This window comes from Pseudomonas sp. Q11, assembly GCF_024494355.1.
GTDB lineage: Bacteria > Pseudomonadota > Gammaproteobacteria > Pseudomonadales > Pseudomonadaceae > Aquipseudomonas > Aquipseudomonas hefeiensis.
The window spans coordinates 282,628-303,297 of sequence record NZ_JAKNQY010000003.1; the positions used below are offsets into that span (position 1 = coordinate 282,628).

Genomic DNA, 20,670 nt, shown 5'->3' on the forward strand with positions numbered 1-20,670 from the left:
ACTGACTAATGTTTGGGATCAGCTTCACTGAACTGCTGCTCGTCGGCCTCGTCGCCCTGCTGGTGCTGGGCCCCGAGCGGCTGCCGGGCGCTGCGCGCACCGCAGGTTTATGGATCGGGCGGCTCAAGCGCAGCTTCAATGCGATCAAACAGGAAGTTGAACGTGAAATCGGGGCCGACGACATTCGTCGGCAACTTCACAACGAACACATTCTGTCTTTGGAGCAGGAAGCGCGGAAAATCTTCACCCCGACCCAGCAGGAGCCGACACCGGTTCAGCCTGCGGTCGAGCCGACGATTGCCCCACAGGCGCCCGTGGATGGCACGCCGCCTGTGGCATCCGAGCCCGCGAACCCCGTGGAGCCCGCCCCGACAGTGGCAACGCCAGCAGTTCCCAACGACCCTACTTTGCCGCCGCGAGCCCCATGAGCGATATTCCTGAAAACGACCAGCCGATGCCGCTGGTATCGCACCTCACCGAGTTGCGCACCCGCCTGTTGCGTTGCGTGGCGGCGATTTTCGTCATCTTCGCCGGGCTGTTTGCCTTCACCCAACAGATCTACACCTTCGTTTCCACACCGCTGCGCCAGTACCTGCCGGAAGGCGCGACGATGATCGCCACCGACGTGTCGTCACCGTTCCTGACGCCGCTCAAGCTGACGATGATGGTCTCGTTGTTCCTGGCGATCCCGGTGATCCTGCACCAGATCTGGGGCTTCATCGCGCCAGGCCTGTACAAGCATGAAAAACGCATCGCCGTGCCGCTGCTGATGTCCAGCATTCTGCTGTTCTACACCGGCATGGCCTTCGCCTATTACCTGGTGTTCCCGCTGATCTTCAAGTTCTTCGCTGCCGCCACTCCGGCGGGCGTGGAGATGATGACCGACATCACCAGCTATCTGGATTTCGTCATGACGCTGTTCTTCGCCTTCGGCGTGGCGTTCGAAATCCCGGTAGCCGTCGTGCTGCTGGTGTGGATCGGCGTGGTCGACGTTGCGTACCTGAAGAAAATCCGTCCGTACGTGATCATCGGCTGCTTCGTGGTCGGCATGATCCTGACCCCACCGGACATCTTTTCCCAGACCCTGCTGGCCGTGCCGATGTGGCTGCTGTTCGAGATCGGCATCCTGTTCGGCGGCTTGGTCCGCAAGCGCCGGGAAGAAGCAGACGATCAACCGGTCGACGACCATAACGACCAGCCGCCAGCGACCCAAGCGTGAACCTGCTGTTGCTTGAAGAGGCCGACTTCATCGGGCCCGACCGCGTCGTGCTGAGCGATCGCCGCTTGACCCACATGCAGCAAGTGCATCGCAGCGCCGTCGGCGACAGCCTGCGGATCGGGCGTATCGGCGGGTTGATGGGCACGGCTCAGGTGCTGCGCCTGGAAGCCCGCGAAGCCGAACTGCAAGTGACACTCGACCAACCTGCGCCGGCCAAGTTGCCGCTGACGCTGGTGCTGGCCTTGCCTCGACCGAAAATGCTCCGACGGGTGTTCCAGACCATCGCCACCATGGGTGTGCCGCGCGTGGTGCTGGTCAACAGCTACCGCGTGGAAAAGAGTTTCTGGCAAACCCCGTTCCTGGAGCCCGAGGCCATTCGCGAACAACTGATCCTTGGCCTGGAGCAGGCGCGGGACAGCGTGCTGCCAGAGATCATCATCGAAAAGCGCTTCAAGCCCTTCGTTGAAGACCGCCTGCCGGCCATGGCGGACGGCACCCGGGGTCTGGTCGGTCATCCAGGAAACTACCCCCCCTGCCCTCGCGCGCTGGACGAATCCGTGACCCTGGCCATCGGCCCCGAAGGCGGCTGGATTCCTTACGAAATTGACCTGTTGGCCAAGGCCGGGCTGCAACCGGTACAACTAGGCGAACGTATCCTGCGCGTCGAAACCGCCGTTACCGCGCTGCTTGCACGGCTGTTCTGAGCCCCGCGGCTTGCAAACTTTTCGGGCAAGCTCCAGGTTCCTCAGTTCATTTCTACAGATCCCTCCCGTCCCGCCGATACAGCTCCCATAAAACCAATTCAATGCAGCAAGGGAGAAATCAGCATGTTCCGAATGCTTACCCAGAGTCTGGGAAACGTAAGCGTCAATCGCAAACTCGGCTTCGGCTTCGGTCTGGTGCTATTTCTAACCTTGATGATCGCTTTCACCGGCTGGAGCGGCCTGGGCAATGTCATCAGCCGTGGCGACAAGCTGGGCTACATTTCCAGCCTGAACGAGTTGAGCAAGGACCTGCGCCTGGCACGCCTGGACTACTACACCACGCGAGGTGAGAACGGTCCGCAGGAAGTCAACGATCTGCTTGCCAAACTCGAGTCCGGACTGACCGCTGCCCGCCAGATGATCGAGCAGCCGGCCGACGTGGCGCTGATCGACAAACAACTGGCCGCTGTGGCCGAGTACAAAAGCGCCTTCGCCGAGATGGCCAGCGCCACCGTCAGCCGCGAAGATGCCCGCAGCAAACTCGGCGCCAGTGCCGACAACGCCGTGGCCCGGGTCGACGAAGTCGAAAAAGCGATGCTACAAAGCGAGGACATCGCCCAGTTCAACAACGTGGTATCCCTGAGCAAGGCGATCCAGCAAGCGCGCTACCAGGTTCGCGGCTACACCTACAGCGGCAAGAGCGAAGCCCAGCAACCAGCCCTTGACGCCATTACCGATGCCCTCAAACTTCTCGCACGCCTGCCGGCGCAGTTGCCTGAGGAACATTCCGCCAACCTGCAGCAGGCCAGCGATTCGATCAACGCCTACCGTGCCGCAGTCAGCCAGTTCCGCGACTCCCAGCTTGATACCGCCGCTGCGCTCAAGCGCATGACCGAGCAAGGCGAAGTATTGCTTGAGTCCAGCAAAAGCCTGACCGTGTCCCAGACCGCCGTGCGCGACCACGACGCCGCGAAGGCCAAGACTGTCCTGGTATCGGCTGCCGTGCTGGCCATGTTGTTCGGCGTGATCGCAGCATTGGTCATCACCCGGCAGATCGTCGGCCCGCTGGGCCAGACCCTCAAAGTCGCCGAGCGCGTTGCCGCGGGCGACCTGACCCACAACCTCACCTCCGAGCGCCGCGACGAACTGGGCCAGTTGCAGCGCGCCATGCAGAGCATGACCGTAGGGCTGCGGCAATTGATCGGCGGCATCAGCGACGGCGTTACGCAAATCGCCAGCGCCGCCGAACAACTCTCGGCCGTGACCGAACAGACCAGCGCCGGGGTCAACAGTCAGAAAGTGGAAACCGACCAGGTCGCCACTGCCATGCACGAAATGACCGCCACGGTGCAGGAAGTGGCGCGCAATGCCGAGGAAGCTTCTGAAGCGGCCGTCGCGGCTGACCAGCAGGCACGCGAGGGTGAAAAAGTGGTCGGCGAAGCCATCGCCCAGATCGAACGCCTGGCCCTCGAAGTGGGTAACTCCACCACAGCGATGGGCGACCTCAAGCGCGAAAGCGACAAGATCGGCAGCGTGCTGGACGTGATCAAGTCCGTAGCCCAGCAAACCAACCTGCTGGCCCTCAACGCGGCCATCGAAGCGGCCCGTGCCGGCGAGGCCGGACGTGGCTTCGCGGTGGTGGCTGACGAGGTCCGCAGCCTGGCCCAGCGCACTCAGAAGTCCACTGAAGAAATCGAAGAACTGATCGTCGGCCTGCAGTCGGGCACCGAACAGGTCGCGACCATCATGGACAACAGCCGCACCCTGACCGACAACAGCGTCGAACTGACCCGCCGCGCCGGTGGATCCCTGGAAAACATCACCCGCACGGTCTCGGCCATCCAGTCGATGAACCAGCAGATCGCTGCGGCGGCTGAGCAGCAGAGTGCCGTGGCTGAGGAGATCAACCGCAGCGTGCTGAACGTACGCGATGTGTCGGAGCAAACTGCGTCGTCCAGTGAAGAGACCGCCGCCTCCAGTGCTGAGCTGGCGCGGTTGGGGGTTCATTTGCAGACGTTGGTGGGGCGATTCAGGGTTTAACTTGGGGTATGACACACCCACATGGGTTACAAATCAGTTCACGCACATAGGTAACAGTTTTTAACTGGCATGGTCGATTTCGCGAGGATCTGACCATGCCTTGGAGAGAGCTGAAACCTATGGACCTTAAAGTGATGTTCATCGCTGATTACCTGTCCAAAAAGCACAGCCCCAGATCAACGTCCATCGCGAGGCGGCCTGATAGCCAACCTGGTTATTGATGGGGACCGCGTTCCTCCTGTGGGAGCGGGCTTGCTCGCGAAGGCGGAGTCACCGTCGATGAAGATGTTGGAGATGCCGGCCTCATCGCGAGCAGGCTCGCTCCCACATTAGTTTCGGCCGTTTATAGATCCGTGCACACCGCCAATCCTGTGGGAGCAAAGCTTGCTCGCGATGACGATATCACCGTCGATGAAGATGTTGCATGTACTGACCCCTTCGCGAGCAGGCTCACTCCCACATTAGTCTCGGTCGTTTATAAGATCCGTGCCCACCGCCAATCCTGTGGGAGCAAAGCTTGCTCGCGATGACGATATCACCGTCGATGAAGATGTTGCATGTACTGACCCCTTCGCGAGCAGGCTCGCTCCCACATTAGTCTCGGTCGTTTATAAGATCAGTGCCCACCGCCAGTCCTGTGGGAGCAAAGCTTGCTCGCGATGGCGGTGGGCCAGCTCACATCAATGCTAAATGTGCCGCCGCCTTCGCGAGCAAGCCCGCCCCCACAATTGGATTGGGGTACGATCGTGAGAGCCAGGCCGGCTGTCAGGCCGCCTCGCGAGCAAGCTTTGCTCCCACAGATCAGACGGGTGTACGGGCCGGAGAACCAGGTCGGCTATCAGGCCTCGCGGTGGACGTTGATCTGGGGCGCCCCGTTAACCACGCTGGCCGAACGCAGGCATTGCGCGGCGGGCCCACGGAGCAATGCCGGAGTGAGGGCACACCGAGCCTGAGCGAGGTGCCGAGTGGTGGGGCATAAAGCGTTTTGCTTACTTGTGCCTGGGCCGGCATTCCGGCTTCTCAAAAGTGAGCCGCTGTAAGAGCGGAACCGTCAGCAGCCGTTACCTAAATAACGGATATACATACAAAAATACCTGCGCCCCACAATCCGTCATCCCAAGGCTACGCAGCCTTGCGCCATTGCCTACAACTACGCGAGAATCCGCCGGCTTGTGCGCCTTGGGCCTGGGTTCTAATGTTTGCAGGTCGCTGTCAGTTCAGCGATCGGGTTTAGCAGCTCGGCACAATATCAAGGCACGCAGGCCCGCGTTATGGCGGCTGTGCGTGGGGCACTTCGGTGCGCCGGGTTCCTTGATTCCTGGTCTGCTAACCCGCGTACTGCCGCCACCCTTTTCGTTTAGCAGCGATGTCTGGCGGCTCCATCAATCAAGGAGCGTCAACCATGTACAAGGTCACACCCAACCCACCAGAACCAGAAACCGACCCCAGGAAACTCCAGGAAGCCACTGATCGCACGCTCGATTACTACCTGAACCCCAAACAGGCCAAATCCGAGAATAAACCGTCGCCAGACCAGCTCTTCACCGTCGTCGACGGCATCGACACCGAAAGCCTGCTGGCCAACCTCAGCGAAAACCTGGCCTCAGCCGACGCCATGATCAGCGACCTTGCATTCGACCTGAAAGGCTCTCGACGCCATGTCGCCTTCGGCATTCAGCAACTGATCGAGCTGAGCAGGTTATTGGCAAACCGGATGTTGGATCGCATCAACCCGCAGCACTGACCAACATCGCCACAACATTCAGGACCACAGATAAAAACCTACCCAACAAATAGCCCCGCGTTCTTTCAGAAGCGGGGCGATTTTGATTTATCTGGGAAACGGAACCAGCACAAGTGGCGAGTGCATTAACGCACCGTCAAGTCCATTCGGTAGCCTGCTCCCGGGGCACCTTCGTGTAACGCCGACTGAATCTTTTCATACAAAGCATTGGCCTCCACAGTCGTTATTGACCGAGAACAATCACGCAGTACGACCCGCAGTAGAACATTCTCCTGATCGGACAGAAGACCGAGTCGCTCAATAGCTTGGGGCGGCAATTCAGACGAAACCCAACGTCCTTTGATCTGCATTTCCTCGATCCAGCCAGAACAGTCCCCGGCCGCCTGCAGCATCCTCTCAGTCAGCACCTCCTCACTCAATCCAGGAGACACCGCCACCGAAATATCTCGAGAAATCGAAGGCAAACGCGAAACAGCGTTCCATGGCCGCAGGTCTTGCATTTGGGCCTGCACCCGTTCGTTAGCGTCACGCAACAAACGGATATCTGGAATGCCTTTGCGTAGCATCGTCAGCCGATCCAGGCCCATTCCCAACGCCAGTCCACCATGGCGCCGAGGATCAATGTTTAAACGCCGCAGCAGCGAAGTGGCGATGAGGCCACATTCGAGTACTTCAACATTGGCGCCGTCGTTCAGTACATTCACTTCGATTCCGCCCTCGGTGTAGTGATGCGGGCTGTCGCTGTAGACCCAAGGCTTATCGGGTACCGCGGCGCCGAGAATATCGCCGACCAGACGCAACAGATGCTCGCGACCTGAAAGCTCTGGATCGCCCAGAACCCAAATATCCATTTGATGCGGTTCGGCACAATGCCATCTATCCCGACTGTCGCGGCGAAATGTGATGCCCGGAGCGGCGAGCAGGATCATCTCCCCCGTCTTGCGCTCTTGAGCAGCCCGTTGAAGGGCGGCGGGAATCTGGCTGGTGGTTTGCGTGCGCAATAGCGAATCTTCGCTCACCCAGCGTGTGTGTTCACTGCCCAAGGTGATCTCTGCCGGGTCGTAGCCTAGCAGCCCATAGTTTTCTTCAGCAGACACGATACGCGGGCCTGTCTGAATACGTGCCCGAGGCCAGCCGCTACGGATCAATCCCTCGACAATCTCATTAACCATCAGCCGAACCGCGTGGACGGCCGTATGTGTTTCCGTCAGGTCTGTGACGGACAGCGCCTGCTGGAGAGCTGCATCAGACAAATATTTTTTTGTACCTGCCATTTCCGATCCCCTTAGTTTAAAACCTCAAACGAACAGCAATAAAACCTATCAACACTAGACCACCCAAACAATGTCAGAGAGTCATTTACTCAAATTTCAGAAAACCGCTACAGACACTTCCCACACAAATAATCTCCTCGCAGCCAAGAAACAAAAAACAGCACAATCCATTCTAAAAACCTCTAAAAAAACCATTCCAAATCTTAGAAACACTTGAGTTAATACAACCCCCTGTTCAACAAAGGGGTTCCCAACAAAAAGGAGGATTAATATGGAACAGCAAATAGACACATCAGAGAAACTGAGTCGCCTGACCTCGGGTCCGGAAAACTTTGGATGGGCTCCATTGGCGTGGGCCTACACGGAGGACTAACTTCCGCTAACCAGCGGGCGGCATTGTATATGCCGTCCGCCCATTCAGGAGCAATCCATGTCATCCATGACCAGTATCCACACACTTTTTGGAGAGGAAGAATTCTGGGTCATTGCAGACTCACAAGAATTCCTTGATGAATGCAGTCATCAAGGATTAAACACAGCGCACATTCACGAAATCAGTACTCCCCCTCGAAATAGCATAATTTTCTCGTTCAGCAACAACGCGGCCAAGCTCACGCTGGAGATTGCCAAGGCCACCCCATTCAAAAAGAGCGTTTTCTGCGCAGCACAGGTCTTCGATCCGTCTTTCAGTAGCGCGAACTACAGTTTGCACTTACTGCTTAACAGCGACTTCAGAAGAGCATTAGAAAGACAGCGTTTCTTTTTAAACATGCTTAATTCCCATGACTCATTCCTCCTATCAGGCGAAGGCACTTTCGGAAAAGTCACACTCAACCGCCAAGCAGAACCCTACGCTTTGATAGAGGAGGACATTTCAGGGAATTTCATACACTCAGCAGCCGAATTCTTCGAAGTGCACTATGCCCACATGAATATCCACGAACGCTGCCCGTTCTGTTTGAGCGGAAAACTTAAAATTTCCGGAATCTTAACTGTATTAAGAAAAGCCAACCCACAACTGCCTAAAAACATTCGGGTCAGGCTTGAGCTGTTATCAGATTCGATAGCCAAGGCGGGAGGATGGCTAACAGTCGTGGAAAACAAGGTGACGTCTTTACAAGCCGACAACGAGGAACATATCGAAACTTTGAAATTAGCTGCTGGAGTTCGAGGACTTGGACTGACCGAATTCGCCATCGGCGTCAACGAAGAAATAGCAGCCTTCATAGATTACAAGGTGAACTCCCAAATGAATGAGGGAATCAACGGTGTCCATTTAGCTATCGGGGATGGCTCCAGCGGCTTTCACATTGACTTCCTCAGTCCAGACGCCAAAGTCACTCCAGTTGTTTAATAACGCTAGTCGCTCGACATCCGGAAGTCCCAGGTACAGATCCTTAGCCCAACAAAAAGCCCCGCTTCCTTTCAGAAGCGGGGCTTTTTGCGTATCAGGCCAGTTGAGGCTGTGCGCTCATGGGCTGAAGCGGCAGTAGCGGAGCGTGAGGATCGGCCTTGACCGATGCACGCCACGCCGCCAGCCATTCGGTATGCCCCTCGCTCCAGACCTGCTCATGCAGGCGGGACAGGGTCACCGGATCGCTCAGCAGCGCCAGTCGCTCGCTGTTGTTCAGGCCCGCCGGGCCAACCGTGAGGGCGTGGCGAACCCGTTCGATTCGCAGCCATTCAATCGGCTCGGCCTGGCCGTGACGCGATGTGGCCAGTGCAAAGGCCAGGGCGTTCTGTTGCGGATCGACCACTGCCCGGATGAAACCGTCGTTCAGCGCATGCCAACGGTTTTCATGGGTGTACTGGTCGGTCGACAGCAGTTCCTGTGGCGGCGCGTATTCCTCGGGGATCAGGAACAGGCTCTCGTCGCGAGACTTCAAGCCCAGGCCCACACGGCTGGAGATCACCGATACCGGAATCGACAGCATCAGCGAACCGACGATCGGCACCAGCCACCACAAAAAGCTCGGGTTCAGCCAGATCACCAACAAGGCCCAGAGGAAGCCCAACAGGGTTTGCGGGCCGTGGCGCTTGAAGGCTTCGCTCCAGGGCGTGGAGTCGTCATCACGCTTGGGCGAATTCCAGGTCGCGGCCCAGCCCAGGAAGGCGGCAAGCACGAAGCGGGTGTGGAAAATCATCCGCACCGGCGCCAGCAGCATGGAGAACAGCATCTCCAGCAGCATCGACATCGTCACCTTGAACTTGCCACCAAACTCTTTCGCGCCCTTGGCCCAGATCAGGATGATGCTCAGCAGCTTGGGCAGGAACAGCAACACGATGGTAGTGGAGAACAGCGCGATGGCTTTTTCCGGATGCCACTGCGGCCACAACGGGTACAGCTGGCGTGGCTCGAGGAAGTACTGCGGCTCCATCAGCGTGTTCACCGCCAGCAGCGCGGTGGATAGCACCAGGAAGAAGAACCACAGCGGCGCCGACAGATAGGACATCACACCGGTCAGGAATACCGCGCGGTGCACCGGATGCATGCCCTTGACCAGGAACAGCCGGAAGTTCATCAGGTTACCGTGACACCAGCGACGGTCACGCTTGAGTTCGTCCAGCAGGTTCGGCGGCAACTCTTCATAGCTGCCCGGCAAGTCGTAGGCAATCCAGACGCCCCAGCCGGCACGACGCATCAGCGCGGCTTCGACGAAGTCGTGGGACAGGATGGCACCAGCGAACGCCCCTTTACCGGGCAATGGCGCCAGGGCACAGTGCTCAATGAACGGCTTCATGCGGATGATCGCGTTGTGGCCCCAGTAGTGGGATTCCCCCAACTGCCAGAAGTGCAGGCCGGCGGTGAACAGCGGGCCATACACCCGAGTGGCGAATTGCTGCATGCGCGCATACAGCGTGTCCATGCCCGAGGCGCGTGGCGCGGTCTGGATGATGCCGGCATCCGGGGTGGCTTCCATCAGGCGCACCAGGCTGGTCAGGCACTCGCCGCTCATCACGCTGTCGGCGTCGAGCACGACCATGTACTTGTAGTCGCTGCCCCAGCGACGGCAGAAGTCGTCGAGGTTACCGCTCTTGCGCTTGACGCGACGACGACGGCGGCGATAGAAAATCTTGCCAAAGCCTGCGGCTTCACGGCAAACATCCAGCCAGGCTTGCTGCTCGGCGACACAGATATCGGTTTCGTTACTGTCGCTGAGTACGAAGAAGTCGAAACGGTCCAGGTCCCCGGTGGCCGCAACCGACTCGAACGTGGCGCGCAAACCGGCGAACACTCGCGGCACGTCCTCGTTGCAGATCGGCATCACCAACGCGGTGCGGGCGTCCTTGGGAATCGGCTCGTTGCCGGCACTGGCACCGGAGATGCGGTACTTGTCGTGCCCGGTGAGCAACTCGAGAAACCCCATCAGCGCCGTCCAGAAACCGGCCGATACCCAGCAGAACAGGATCCCGAACAGAATCAGGATGCTGGTCTGCAATGCATAGGGCAGTACCTGGGTGGCGGTCTGCAACAGCGGCTGGTGCAGGACTTCGTCCAGGTCCACCAACGACCAGCCCTGATACGGCATGATGCCCTTCATGTACCAGCCGGCGACGATGGTCTGGCCAAGCATCAGGATCAGCAGGATATAGCGACGGATCGAACCCACGGTGCGCCAGCGTGCGTGTGGCAGCACGCGCTCATCCTTGGGCGGCTTCGGCGGGTTGGTGCGCCCTGTGAGGCGACGCCAGGCGCGCACCAGGATGTTGGTGCGCCACGGCTCCGGGACAACCTTGGTCCGACGAATCGGCGGCGTGGCTTTGAGACAGACACGACCGCTGGCATCGAGCGCCAGCATTTCGGCGTCCTTGAGTTCTTCGGCGGTGCTCAGGGTCAGCCGACGGCCCACCGAGGCTTGCGCCGCCTCGGTGGGTGCATCGAAGGTCGAAGACGAAAGGCGCTCGTGCAACTGGCTGAACGACTTGCAGCCCGCCAGCTCGGCACGCTGCGCGTCGGTCATCGGCAAATGGGCCAGATACTCGCTGAGCGTCTCTGGCCGTACTGGAGTATTACTCATCGGCGGGCAACTGATAGCTCCAGGTCTCGGTCAGGACTTGTTCAGTCGGTTCCGGTTCCTGCGGGGTTGGGGTCGACTCAGCGGCAGTGGACGCGTTATCGGCCTTGGCTTCTTTTTCCTGCTCTTTTTCTTTCGCGGTTTCCTTATCGCTCTGCTGCCTGGCGACCTTGTCAGCCTTGGCAAGGGTGGTGGTCACCGCATGGGACGCGGCTGGAGCTTCAACCGGAACCAGTGGACGGACCAGCGCGGCGCGCAATTCAGTGGACTGTTTCGGGTCTTTGATCTTCAGCCGCAAGGTCAGGCGCCAGCCCTTGGTTTCAGGGTTGTAACGCACATTATTCTCGACGATCTCGCCGTTTTCGCCGACGCTCACCTGACTACGCACTTCCGCGTCTTCCGGCAACGCTTGCAGGGAAGGCCCCTCGAAATCCACCAGATAAGCCACGCTGCCGTCCGGCTGACGGATCAGGTTGGACTGCTTCACGTCACCGGTCGAACGCAGGGTCTGCTTGACCCAGGCGCTGTCCGGCGAATGCAGGTTGGCTTCGTCGAGGGTCCAGTGCAGACGGTAGGCGAAGTCCAGCGGCTGACCTGGCTCAGGCAGCTTTTCCGGGCTCCAGAACGCCACGATGTTGTCGTTGGTTTCGTCGGCGGTCGGAATTTCAACCAGATCGACCGAGCCCTTGCCCCAATCGCCTTTCGGTTCGATCCAGGCACTTGGACGCTTGTCATAGCGGTCATCGAGGTCTTCGTAGTGGCTGAAGTCACGACCGCGTTGCAGCAGGCCGAAACCACGCGGGTTCTCCACCGAGAAGTTGCTCACGGCCAGGTGTTTCGGGTTGTTCAACGGGCGCCAGATCCACTCGCCGTTGCCGGCATGGATCGACAGGCCGCTGGAATCGTGCAGCTCTCGACGGTAGTTCAGGATCTTGGACGGCTGGTTGGCGCCGAACAGGAACATGCTGGTCAACGGAGCAATGCCCAGCTTGGTTACGCGATCTCGCAGGAACACGCGCGACTTCACGTCGACGACGGTGTCGGTGCCCGGACGCAGAATCATGCGATAGGCGCCGGTAGCCCGTGGCGAATCCAGCAGGGCGAAGATCACCAGGTGCTTGTCGGTCGGCCTCGGACGCTGGATCCAGAACTCGCGAAAGCGCGGGAATTCCTCACCGGATGGCAGGGCGGTATCGATGGCCAGGCCACGGGCGGACAAGCCATAAACCTGGCCCTTGCCGATGACGCGGAAATAGCTCGCGCCCAGCATGGTCATGATTTCGTCTTGCTTGTCGGCCTTGTTGATCGGGTACAGCACGCGAAAACCGGCGTAGCCCAGTTTTTCAGTGGACTTGGGGTCGAACTTGACGTCACCGAAATCGAAGCGCGTCGGGTCATACTTGATTTCATCGACGGTGGTCGCGGTGATCTCGTTGATCTTCACCGGCGTATCGAAATGCATGCCCTGGTGATAGAAGGACAGCCTGAACGGTGTCTTCTGATCGGCCCACTCGGCTTTTTCGGTGCGGAAACGGATTTTTTGATAGTCAGCGAATTTCATTTCGCGGAATTCGTTCGGCAGATTGCTGCGCGGGGCTTCGAATTTTTGCCCGGCCAGTTCTTGAGCCTTCGCCGATACATCATCCAGGCTGAATGCCCACAGTTGGCCCGCGCCAAACAGGCACAGCAGGGCCGAGCCCGCTACCAGAGCGTTTCTAAACCGTTTGGCAGTCATTTTTGGTGCATTACAGGGACTAACAATCACGAGCAACCCTCGCCGAAAACAGATCAAAAAACCAACGGCCAGATAAAGTATCTGCACGGTAACGGCATTGAAAACCGCACCTGCAGGCCACTCTTGCCAAGTTGGCGAGCATTGTTCCGACTCCGATGGGACAAAATGATTCCCCAAACGGCCCAGGACAAGTCTCTACCTAAGTCAAATGGACCAACGAACGCTGGTCCCCCGTAGCGCGCGATTATCTAGTAGCCCGCGTGACAACGCATCAGGGGTAACAAAGTATTTATCGAGAAAACTCCCTGTTTTGCCTCGAAACAGGACCGAAAAGATGTTTCAAACGCTTTCAGACCTGTAACAGGAAGGTTACCGGGCCGTCGTTGACCAGATGCACCTGCATGTCGGCGCCGAATCTACCTGATGCCACAGTGCCATGCACCTGTTTCGCCTGGCTTACCAAATAGCTGAATAACGATTCGCCCAGGGCCGGAGGCGCAGCTGTCGAAAAGCTTGGGCGCAAGCCGCTTTTGGTGTCCGCCGCCAGCGTGAACTGCGACACCAGCAACAGGCCGCCGCCGACATCCGTCAGGGACAGGTTCATCTTGCCTTCGGCGTCGCTGAATACTCGATAGTTCAACAATTTGTGCAGCAGTTTGTCGGCACTGGCCTGGGTATCCTCGGGCTCGACCGCCACCAGCACCAGCAGGCCCTGATCCACCGCGCCAACGATTTCCCCCGCGACTTCGACACGGGCGCCGCGGACCCGTTGCAACAAGCCCTTCATGCTTCTTCAGGCGGTAAATCAAGCAGGCGCCGGGCCATTTGAGCGGCGGCGCGCACCAAAGCGTCGGTGATACCTGGCTCCGAAGCGGCGTGACCGGCGTCGCGGATCACCTGCAATTCACTGTTGGGCCAGTTCTGGTGCAGCTCCCAGGCATTGTCCAGCGGGCAGATCACGTCGTAGCGGCCGTGCACGATGACGCCCGGCAGATGGGCGATCTTGCCCATGTCACGGATCAACTGATTGGGTTCGAGGAAAGCATTGTTGGTGAAGTAATGGCACTCGATCCGGGCAATCGACAACGCACGCTGCGGCTCGGAGAAGCGATCGACCACCAGCGGGTTCGGGCGCAGGGTCGCGGTACGGCCTTCCCAGGTCGACCAGGCCTTGGCCGCGTGCATCTGGGCGATCTGGTCATTACCCGTCAGGCGTTTGTGGAAGGCACCGAGCAGGTCGTCGCGTTCGTCCAGGGGGATCGGCGCGATGTAGTCCTGCCAGTAATCGGGGAACAGGCGACTGGCACCGGCCTGGTAGAACCACTCGATTTCCTGCGGACGGCAGAGAAAGATCCCACGCAGAATCAGGCCATGTACCCGCTCGGGATGGGTCTGGGCGTAAGCCAAGGCCAGGGTCGAGCCCCAGGAGCCGCCAAACAGCACCCACTTTTCGATGCCCAGATGTTTGCGGATGCGCTCCAGGTCTTCGACCAGATCCCAGGTGGTGTTGTTTTCAAGGCTGGCATGAGGGGTGGAACGACCACAGCCGCGCTGGTCGAAGGTGACGATGCGGTACAGGTTCGGATCGAAATAGCGGCGGCTCTGGGCATCGCAACCGGCACCCGGGCCGCCGTGAATGAACACCACAGGCAGCCCTTCCGGGGAACCGCTTTCATCGACATAGAGCGTGTGGGTGTCATCGACAGCCAGATCGTGCCGGGCATGAGGTTTGATCTGCGGGTACAAAGTCTGCATTGCGCGCTCCGTAAGGGGTCGAGTCATCCCTGGGGGGACTTCTATTTAATCTGCCGTCCGGCATCATAAACCCGAATTACCCGAATGAGCATGTCCCCTGCGCAGTCAAAGCGTGTCAGCCAGATAAGCCAGCAGTGTGCGATACATCTGATCGACCTCCGGCACCATGCCTCGGCCCCGCAGGCAGCCATGGATCAGGCCCTCGCCGACATACAAGGAAGCGCTCACCCCGGCGATGTTCAGCCGCTCGCTATAAAGGACACCGTCATCGCGCAACGGGTCCCATTGCGCCACGACAACCAACGCTGGTGACAGGCCGCCCAGGTCATCGGCGAGCAACGGCATGGCGTAGCAGGTCGGTTGCACGCCGCGCAGGTAGAGCGCGCTGTACCCCTCCAGCTCGCTGCTGCTCAGCAGCGGCGCGTCGGCACATTCGTGGCGTGAAGGCAGATGCGCGGAGCCACCGAGGGCGGGGTAAATCAGCACCTGCGCCCGCGGTAGCGCTTGCCCGGCATCGCGCAAGGCCAGGCATAAGGCGGCGGCGAGATTGCCTCCGGCGCTGTCACCGGCCACCACCCGGCGACGTGGGTCGATGGCAAAAGGGGCGGCCGCCAAATGTCGCCACACGGCGAGGCAGTCTTCGAAACCGGCGGGGAATGGATGCTCCGGCGCCAGTCGATAATCCACCGCCAGCACCAGCACGCCGAGGGTCGCGGCCAGTTCCATGCAGATGAAGTCGTGGGAGTCCAGATCGCCCACGACCCAACCACCACCGTGCAAATAAAAGATGCATGGCCAGCCTGCGAGCGGCGCGGCACGCCGCGGGTGATAGGCCCGTACGGCCACGCCGGCCAGCTCCAGATCCTCGATGACCAACGTCGGCGGGCATGCCGGGGTGAGCGCCCGGCACATTTGGCTGTAGGCCTGGCGCCAACCGGCGAGGCTGTCGTCCGGGCTGTTGAAGCTCAGGGTTTTGTCGATGAAGGCTGACATCTGTTCAGAGAGTGGATATGAGGCCATGAAGAACACCAACTATTAAAATGTGGGAGCAAGGCTTGCCCGCGATGGCGGTGGTGCATCCGATAGTGATGTCGACTGACCCATCGCTATCGCGGGCAAGCCTTGCTCCCACAGATAAATCACTCCACCCAGATAAATCATCCCACCACGGATAAATCATCCCGCCACAGATAAATCACCCCGCCACAGCCAGGCAGCTCAGTTTTTGAGACTGGCCTGCACCGCCGCCACGCCATCCTTGCCGTCAAAACTGGTCACCCCGACGAGCCAGCGCTGAAGATCCTCGGGATGCTCACGCAGCCATTGCCGGGCGACGTCCTGGGGTGTCTGGCGCGCCATGATCGGCACCATCAACTGGCTTTCCTGGGCGGCGGTGAAGGTGAGGTTTTCCAGCAAGCGGTTCACGTTCGGACAACGCTGGGCGTAGTCCGGCGCGGTCACGGTGGAGACGGTTGCGGCGCCTTCGTTCGGGCCGTAGACGTCTTCGCTGCCCGTCAGGTAGGTGATGTTCATATTGATGTTCATCGGGTGCGGTGTCCAACCGACGAACACCACGAACTCCTTGCGATTCACCGCCCGCTGCACAGCGGCCAGCATCCCGGCCTCACCGGACTCGATCAGTTTGAAGTCCTTGAGACCGAAGTGATTGGTTTCAATCATGGTCTTGATGGTGGTGTTGGCGCCGCTCCCCGGCTCGATGCCATAGATTTTGCCGCCGAGCTGCTCCTTGAATCGGGCGATGTCAGCGAAAGTCTTGAGGCCGGCTGCGGCCACATAGTCCGGCACCGCCAGCGTGGCCTGGGCATCGGCCAGGCTCGGCTGGTCCAGGACCCTCACCTGGTTGGCCGCCAGGAACGGCGCGATGTTGTTGTCCATCGCCGGTTTCCAGTAGCCCAGGAAAATATCGAGGCGCTTGTCGCGGATGCCGGCGAAGATGATCTGCTGCACGGCGCTGGTCTGTTTGCTTTCATAGCCCAGGCCCGTGAGCAACACGTCAGCCATGCCACTGGTGGCGATCACGTCGGTCCAGTTGACCACGCCCATGCGTACGGTCTGGCAGGACGCAGGCTCTGCGGCCATCACCCCGGTGCTGAGTATTGCGCTACCGCAGAAGATCGACAGCCAGCGTTTGAACAGTCTTTTCATCGGGAAGGTCTCGTGCGGCAGCGGATTATTGTAGGCCGGTGTCTTGCTGCACCGTGCCCGAAACATTACGCAGCGTCGAGGGGAGAAAGGTGAACTGTGGCGACCCGGTTTTGCACGGTGGCGACAGGTTGTTGCAATGAAGGCTGTTGTGGCGAGGGAGCTTGCTCCCGCTGGGCTGCGCAGCGGCCCCAAAATTTTGCGAGCGCTACGCACTCGAGCGGGAGCAAGCTCCCTCGCCACAAAAGCTGCCTCACCACAGATTATTGTTTGTAGGCCTGCCGCCCCCACGCCAACAAGCCTTCCAGCAATTCCTTGAGCACCACTTGGGTCGGCACCGCCAGATCCGCGCGGTAGTTGAACGGTTCGAACTCTTCCATGTAGGTGCTTTGGCACAGCTCCAGTTGCACCGCGTGGATGTGCTCGGCCGGGTTGCCGTAGTGCCGGGTGATGTGTCCGCCCTTGAAGCGCCCGTTGAGCACATGGGTGAACTCACCGTGGCGAGCGCAGATGGCTTCGAGCTGGCTGGCTAGCGTCGGGGCGCAACTGGCGCCGTTGAAAGTGCCCAGGTTGAAGTCCGGCAACTTGCCGTCGAACAGGTGTGGGATTACCGAACGGATCGAGTGGGCGTCGAACAGCAAGGCATAGCCGAATTCGGCCTTGAGCCGCGCCAGTTCCTGTCGCAGGGCCTGGTGGTAAGGCGCCCAGATCTGCTGCAAATAAGTCGTCCGCTGCGCGGCGGACGGCTCCAGCCCCTGGCGAAACAACGGTACGCCATCGAACAGGATCGAAGGATACAAACCGGTGGTGGCACCGACGTACATCGGCTTGTCATCGTCGGGCCGGTTCAGATCAATCACGAACCGTGAATATTCAGCGGCCAGGGTACTGGCCCCCAGTTCGGCGGCGAATTCGTAGAGCTTAGGAATATGCCAGTCGGTGTCCGGCAGGCTTTGCGCCTCGGGGATCAAGCCGGCCTTCACCGCCGGCGTCAGGCGCAGGCCGCCGTGAGGCATGCTGATCAACAGCGGCACGCGCCCTTGCTTGAAATTCAGGACCTTCTCCACAACCGTTCTCCTTAATCGATTTCGACGCCGTGACGCACGACGCGTTTTTCCAGATCGCCACCGAGCCAGTACGACAGGTCGGCCGGGCGGTCGATCTGCCAGGCGACAAAATCCGCCACCTTGCCGGCCTCCAGCGAACCGTGGGTAGCGGCCATGCCCAGGGCTCTGGCCGCATGAATCGTCGCCCCGGCCAGGGCTTCTTCAGGGGTCATGCGAAAGCAGGTGCAGGCCATGTTCAACATCAAGCGCAACGACAGCGCCGGCGAGGTGCCGGGGTTGAGGTCGCTGGCGACGGCGATCTTCACACCATGTTTGCGCAGGGCGTCCATGGGCGGCAGCTGGGTTTCGCGCAGGAAATAAAATGCCCCCGGCAGCAGCACCGCCACCGTGCCGGATTCGGCCATGGCCCTGGCGTCGTCCTCGGTCATGAACTCCAGATGATCGGCCGACAGCGCCTGATAACGGGCCGCCAGGCTTGAACCGTGCAGCGACGACAATTGTTCGGCGTGCAGCTTCACCGGCAGGCCCAGTTGTTGGGCAGTGATAAACACCCGCTCGACCTGCGCCGGGGAAAACGCCAGGTACTCGCAAAATGCATCCACCGCATCCACCAGCCCTTCGGCGGCCAGCGCCGGGAGCATCTCGGTGCAGATGTGCTCGATGTAGTCATCGGCGCGATCAGTGTATTCCGGCGGCAAGGCGTGAGCCGCCAGGCACGTGCTGCGCACGCTGACCGGCAGTTGCTCACCGAGACGACGGATGACCCGCAGGATCTTGCGTTCGCTGGCCAGGTCAAGGCCGTAGCCGGACTTGATTTCCACCGTGGTTACGCCATCGCGCATCAGGCTTTTCAGGCGTTGGGCGGCGCTGCTGAACAGTTCATCTTCGCTGGCGGCCCGGGTAGCACGCACGGTGCTGGCGATGCCCCCGCCGGCCGCTGCGATTTCGGCGTAGCTGACACCCTGCAGGCGCTGTTCGAATTCACCGCTGCGGTTGCCACCGAACACCGTGTGGGTGTGACAGTCGATCAGCCCCGGAGTGACCCAGGCACCCTTGAGGTCGTTGACGGCCGGGTAGTCACCGGCCGGCAGCGCGGTACGCGGGCCGATCCATTCAATGAGCTCGCCGTGGGTGACGATGGCGGCGTCTTCGATGATCGAGTAGACGCCCTGGGCCATGGTGGCGGCGTGGCAGTTTTGCCAGAGAGTTTTCATCCCGGTTTCCTCGAATTATTGAAGATCGAATCGCGAGCAGGCTCGCTCCCACAAGGACTTCCGGTGTGCCGGGGCTCTACACCAACCCCCTGTGGGAGCGAGCCTGCTCGCGATGATGTCCTTACAGACTCGGCAACAACTGCGCCGTGACCAGTTCATTCAGGCAACGACTGGCCAACAATTCGCTCGCCGCATTGATGTCAGGCGCGAAGAACCGGTCCTTCTCATAAAACGGCACTTCTGCGCGCAAGAGGGCGCGGGCCTGCTCCAGCTTGGCAGAAGTTTTCAAACCGCCTCGCAGATCCAATCCCTGACAGGCAGCGAGCCACTCCACCGCCAAAATCCCACGGGTGTTCTCGGCCATTTCCCACAGCCGCTTACCGGCGGCGGGGGCCATGGACACATGGTCCTCCTGGTTGGCCGAAGTCGGCAGGCTGTCCACCGAATGGGGATGGGACAACGCCTTGTTTTCACTGGCCAGGGCGGCGGCGGTGACCTGGGCGATCATGAAGCCCGAGTTCACCCCGCCATTGGCCACCAGAAACGGCGGCAGTTGCGACATGTGCTTGTCCATCATCAGCGAAATGCGCCGCTCACTCAGGGAACCGATTTCGGCGATTGCCAGGGCCATGTTGTCAGCGGCCATTGCCACCGGTTCGGCGTGGAAGTTGCCACCGGAAATCACATCGCCCTCGGCGGCGAATACCAGCGGGTTATCCGACACGGCGTTGGCTTCGATCACCAGCACCTCAGCGGCCTGGCGGAACTGGGTCAGGCAGGCACCCATCACTTGTGGCTGGCAGCGCAGGGAATACGGATCCTGGACCTTGTCGCAATTCTGGTGAGAGGCGGAGACTTCGCTGCGCTCGCCCAGCAGATCGCGATAAGCGGCGGCGGCATCGATCTGGCCTTTCTGGCCGCGCGCGGCGTGAATACGCGCATCGAATGGCGAACGGGAGCCGAGCACCGCTTCTACCGTCAAGCTGCCCAGGGCCAGGGCACCGGCGAACAGGTCTTCGCCTTCGAACAGGCCACGCAAGGCAAACGCAGTGGACACCTGAGTGCCGTTGAGCAACGCCAGGCCTTCCTTCGCGGCCAGGGTCAAAGGTGCGAGCCCGGCCACTTTCAGCGCCTCGACGGCCGGCAACCATTCACCTTTATAACGGGCCTTGCCTTCGCCCAACAGCACCAGGGACATGTGGGCCAGCGGCGCCAGATCACCCGAAGCGCCGACCGAGCCTTTCAACGGAATGTGCGGATAGACCTCGGCATTGATCAGCGCAATCAGCGCATCGATCACCTGCCGACGGATGCCGGAAAACCCCCGGCTCAGGCTATTGACCTTAAGCACCATGACCAACCGCACCAGCGCATCGCTGATCGGCTCGCCCACACCAGCAGCATGGGACAGCACCAGCGAGCGTTGCAGGTTTTCCAGGTCTTCACTGGCGATGCGGGTCGAGGCCAGCAGACCAAAACCAGTGTTGATGCCGTAGGCCGTGCGATTCTCGGCGAGAATCTGCTCCACGCACGCGACGCTGGCCTCGATCTGCGCCGAAGCGCTGGCGTCGAGACTCAAGGTCACCGGTTGCTGATAGATGTCACGCAATTGAGCCAGGCTCAGTTGGCCAGGGATCAGGTTTAAGGCAGTCATTTCATGCTCCTTTTGAGAGTGTTGTTATATACCCGCCAATCGCTCCGGAATGCTCCGTTATCCGTCACCTTCGCTTTTTGGGCGA

Annotated in this window: 16 protein-coding genes and 1 pseudogene; 7 read left to right on the forward strand and 10 right to left on the reverse strand. The window is 60.0% G+C overall.

Translation table 11 applies throughout. The features are described 5' to 3' along the window. Window positions 1–8 precede the first annotated feature (8 nt). From tatB to MA884_RS05440, 6 genes and pseudogenes are all read left to right on the forward strand, one after another. Complete coding sequence (gene tatB, locus MA884_RS05420) at window positions 9–428, forward strand: Sec-independent protein translocase protein TatB (RefSeq protein WP_256229420.1); 420 nt, start codon at window positions 9–11, stop codon at window positions 426–428. After that, on the forward strand, window positions 425–1,219 hold the full coding sequence (gene tatC, locus MA884_RS05425; RefSeq protein ID WP_256229421.1) for a twin-arginine translocase subunit TatC: 795 nt from the start codon (window positions 425–427) through the stop codon (window positions 1,217–1,219). The genes tatB and tatC overlap by 4 nt, the downstream gene beginning before the upstream one ends. Next, the gene (locus MA884_RS05430) at window positions 1,216–1,923 is read left to right on the forward strand and encodes a 16S rRNA (uracil(1498)-N(3))-methyltransferase (RefSeq protein WP_256229422.1); all 708 of its coding nucleotides are present in this window, start codon (window positions 1,216–1,218) and stop codon (window positions 1,921–1,923) included. The genes tatC and MA884_RS05430 overlap by 4 nt, the downstream gene beginning before the upstream one ends. Before the next feature lie 132 nt (window positions 1,924–2,055). Then, window positions 2,056–3,963 (forward strand): methyl-accepting chemotaxis protein, encoded by a 1,908-nt coding sequence (locus tag MA884_RS05435; RefSeq protein WP_371134739.1) that lies wholly within the window; start codon window positions 2,056–2,058, stop codon window positions 3,961–3,963. Window positions 3,964–4,058: 95 nt separating this feature from the next. Continuing rightward, window positions 4,059–4,125 (forward strand): annotated as a pseudogene (locus MA884_RS27980) (helix-turn-helix domain-containing protein); the annotation flags it as partial. Between the two features lie 1,240 nt (window positions 4,126–5,365). Further along, window positions 5,366–5,707, forward strand: a complete 342-nt coding sequence (locus MA884_RS05440) for a DUF6124 family protein (protein ID WP_256229424.1) — start codon at window positions 5,366–5,368, stop codon at window positions 5,705–5,707. Between the two features lie 125 nt (window positions 5,708–5,832). Here the strand turns inward: MA884_RS05440 and MA884_RS05445 are convergent, their stop codons facing one another. Continuing rightward, window positions 5,833–6,981, reverse strand: a complete 1,149-nt coding sequence (locus tag MA884_RS05445; protein WP_256229425.1) for a hypothetical protein — start codon at window positions 6,979–6,981, stop codon at window positions 5,833–5,835. A gap of 430 nt (window positions 6,982–7,411) precedes the next feature. On the opposite strand from MA884_RS05445, the gene MA884_RS05450 reads away from it, so the two are divergent. After that, complete coding sequence (locus MA884_RS05450) at window positions 7,412–8,335, forward strand: hypothetical protein (protein ID WP_256229427.1); 924 nt, start codon at window positions 7,412–7,414, stop codon at window positions 8,333–8,335. A 94-nt stretch (window positions 8,336–8,429) separates the two neighbouring features. Here the strand turns inward: MA884_RS05450 and mdoH are convergent, their stop codons facing one another. The 9 genes from mdoH to hutH all read right to left on the reverse strand — a co-directional run bounded on the left by mdoH (window position 8,430) and on the right by hutH (window position 20,585). Then, window positions 8,430–11,000, reverse strand: coding sequence for a glucans biosynthesis glucosyltransferase MdoH (mdoH, locus tag MA884_RS05455; protein ID WP_256229428.1), 2,571 nt, complete (start codon window positions 10,998–11,000; stop codon window positions 8,430–8,432). Next, window positions 10,993–12,732 carry a glucan biosynthesis protein G gene (locus tag MA884_RS05460; protein WP_256229429.1) on the reverse strand — a complete coding sequence of 580 codons (1,740 nt, stop codon included), beginning with the start codon at window positions 12,730–12,732 and terminating at the stop codon, window positions 10,993–10,995. The genes mdoH and MA884_RS05460 overlap by 8 nt, the downstream gene beginning before the upstream one ends. A 349-nt stretch (window positions 12,733–13,081) precedes the next feature. Then, window positions 13,082–13,519, reverse strand: coding sequence for a D-aminoacyl-tRNA deacylase (gene dtd, locus MA884_RS05465; RefSeq protein ID WP_256229430.1), 438 nt, complete (start codon window positions 13,517–13,519; stop codon window positions 13,082–13,084). Beyond that, window positions 13,516–14,487: a prolyl aminopeptidase gene (gene pip, locus MA884_RS05470; protein WP_092401505.1), complete on the reverse strand. Its 972-nt coding sequence runs from the start codon at window positions 14,485–14,487 to the stop codon at window positions 13,516–13,518. Before pip ends, dtd begins: the two co-directional genes overlap by 4 nt. A 105-nt stretch (window positions 14,488–14,592) precedes the next feature. Beyond that, the gene (locus MA884_RS05475) at window positions 14,593–15,507 is read right to left on the reverse strand and encodes an alpha/beta hydrolase (protein WP_256229431.1); all 915 of its coding nucleotides are present in this window, start codon (window positions 15,505–15,507) and stop codon (window positions 14,593–14,595) included. Window positions 15,508–15,705: 198 nt separating this feature from the next. Then, window positions 15,706–16,653 carry a choline ABC transporter substrate-binding protein gene (locus MA884_RS05480; RefSeq protein ID WP_256229432.1) on the reverse strand — a complete coding sequence of 316 codons (948 nt, stop codon included), beginning with the start codon at window positions 16,651–16,653 and terminating at the stop codon, window positions 15,706–15,708. A gap of 260 nt (window positions 16,654–16,913) precedes the next feature. Further along, window positions 16,914–17,717, reverse strand: coding sequence for an N-formylglutamate deformylase (gene hutG, locus MA884_RS05485; protein ID WP_256229433.1), 804 nt, complete (start codon window positions 17,715–17,717; stop codon window positions 16,914–16,916). 11 nt (window positions 17,718–17,728) lie between these two features. Beyond that, the gene (gene hutI / locus MA884_RS05490) at window positions 17,729–18,931 is read right to left on the reverse strand and encodes an imidazolonepropionase (protein WP_256229434.1); all 1,203 of its coding nucleotides are present in this window, start codon (window positions 18,929–18,931) and stop codon (window positions 17,729–17,731) included. Between the two features lie 121 nt (window positions 18,932–19,052). Then, entirely contained in the window at window positions 19,053–20,585 is a 1,533-nt protein-coding gene (gene hutH / locus MA884_RS05495) for a histidine ammonia-lyase (RefSeq protein ID WP_047226936.1), read from the reverse strand. Window positions 20,586–20,670: the final 85 nt, after the last annotated feature.

Coding starts and splice junctions, on each gene's coding strand:
- MA884_RS05450 (WP_256229427.1), top strand. CDS start 7,412: ATGTCATCCATGACCAGTATCCACACACTTTTTGGAGAGGAAGAATTC.
- dtd (WP_256229430.1), bottom strand. CDS start 13,519: ATGAAGGGCTTGTTGCAACGGGTCCGCGGCGCCCGTGTCGAAGTCGCG.
- MA884_RS05435 (WP_371134739.1), top strand. CDS start 2,056: ATGCTTACCCAGAGTCTGGGAAACGTAAGCGTCAATCGCAAACTCGGC.
- MA884_RS05440 (WP_256229424.1), top strand. CDS start 5,366: ATGTACAAGGTCACACCCAACCCACCAGAACCAGAAACCGACCCCAGG.
- MA884_RS05475 (WP_256229431.1), bottom strand. CDS start 15,507: ATGGCCTCATATCCACTCTCTGAACAGATGTCAGCCTTCATCGACAAA.
- MA884_RS05480 (WP_256229432.1), bottom strand. CDS start 16,653: ATGAAAAGACTGTTCAAACGCTGGCTGTCGATCTTCTGCGGTAGCGCA.
- mdoH (WP_256229428.1), bottom strand. CDS start 11,000: ATGAGTAATACTCCAGTACGGCCAGAGACGCTCAGCGAGTATCTGGCC.
- tatB (WP_256229420.1), top strand. CDS start 9: ATGTTTGGGATCAGCTTCACTGAACTGCTGCTCGTCGGCCTCGTCGCC.
- MA884_RS05445 (WP_256229425.1), bottom strand. CDS start 6,981: ATGGCAGGTACAAAAAAATATTTGTCTGATGCAGCTCTCCAGCAGGCG.
- MA884_RS05460 (WP_256229429.1), bottom strand. CDS start 12,732: ATGACTGCCAAACGGTTTAGAAACGCTCTGGTAGCGGGCTCGGCCCTG.
- tatC (WP_256229421.1), top strand. CDS start 425: ATGAGCGATATTCCTGAAAACGACCAGCCGATGCCGCTGGTATCGCAC.
- hutH (WP_047226936.1), bottom strand. CDS start 20,585: ATGACTGCCTTAAACCTGATCCCTGGCCAACTGAGCCTGGCTCAATTG.
- pip (WP_092401505.1), bottom strand. CDS start 14,487: ATGCAGACTTTGTACCCGCAGATCAAACCTCATGCCCGGCACGATCTG.
- hutI (WP_256229434.1), bottom strand. CDS start 18,931: ATGAAAACTCTCTGGCAAAACTGCCACGCCGCCACCATGGCCCAGGGC.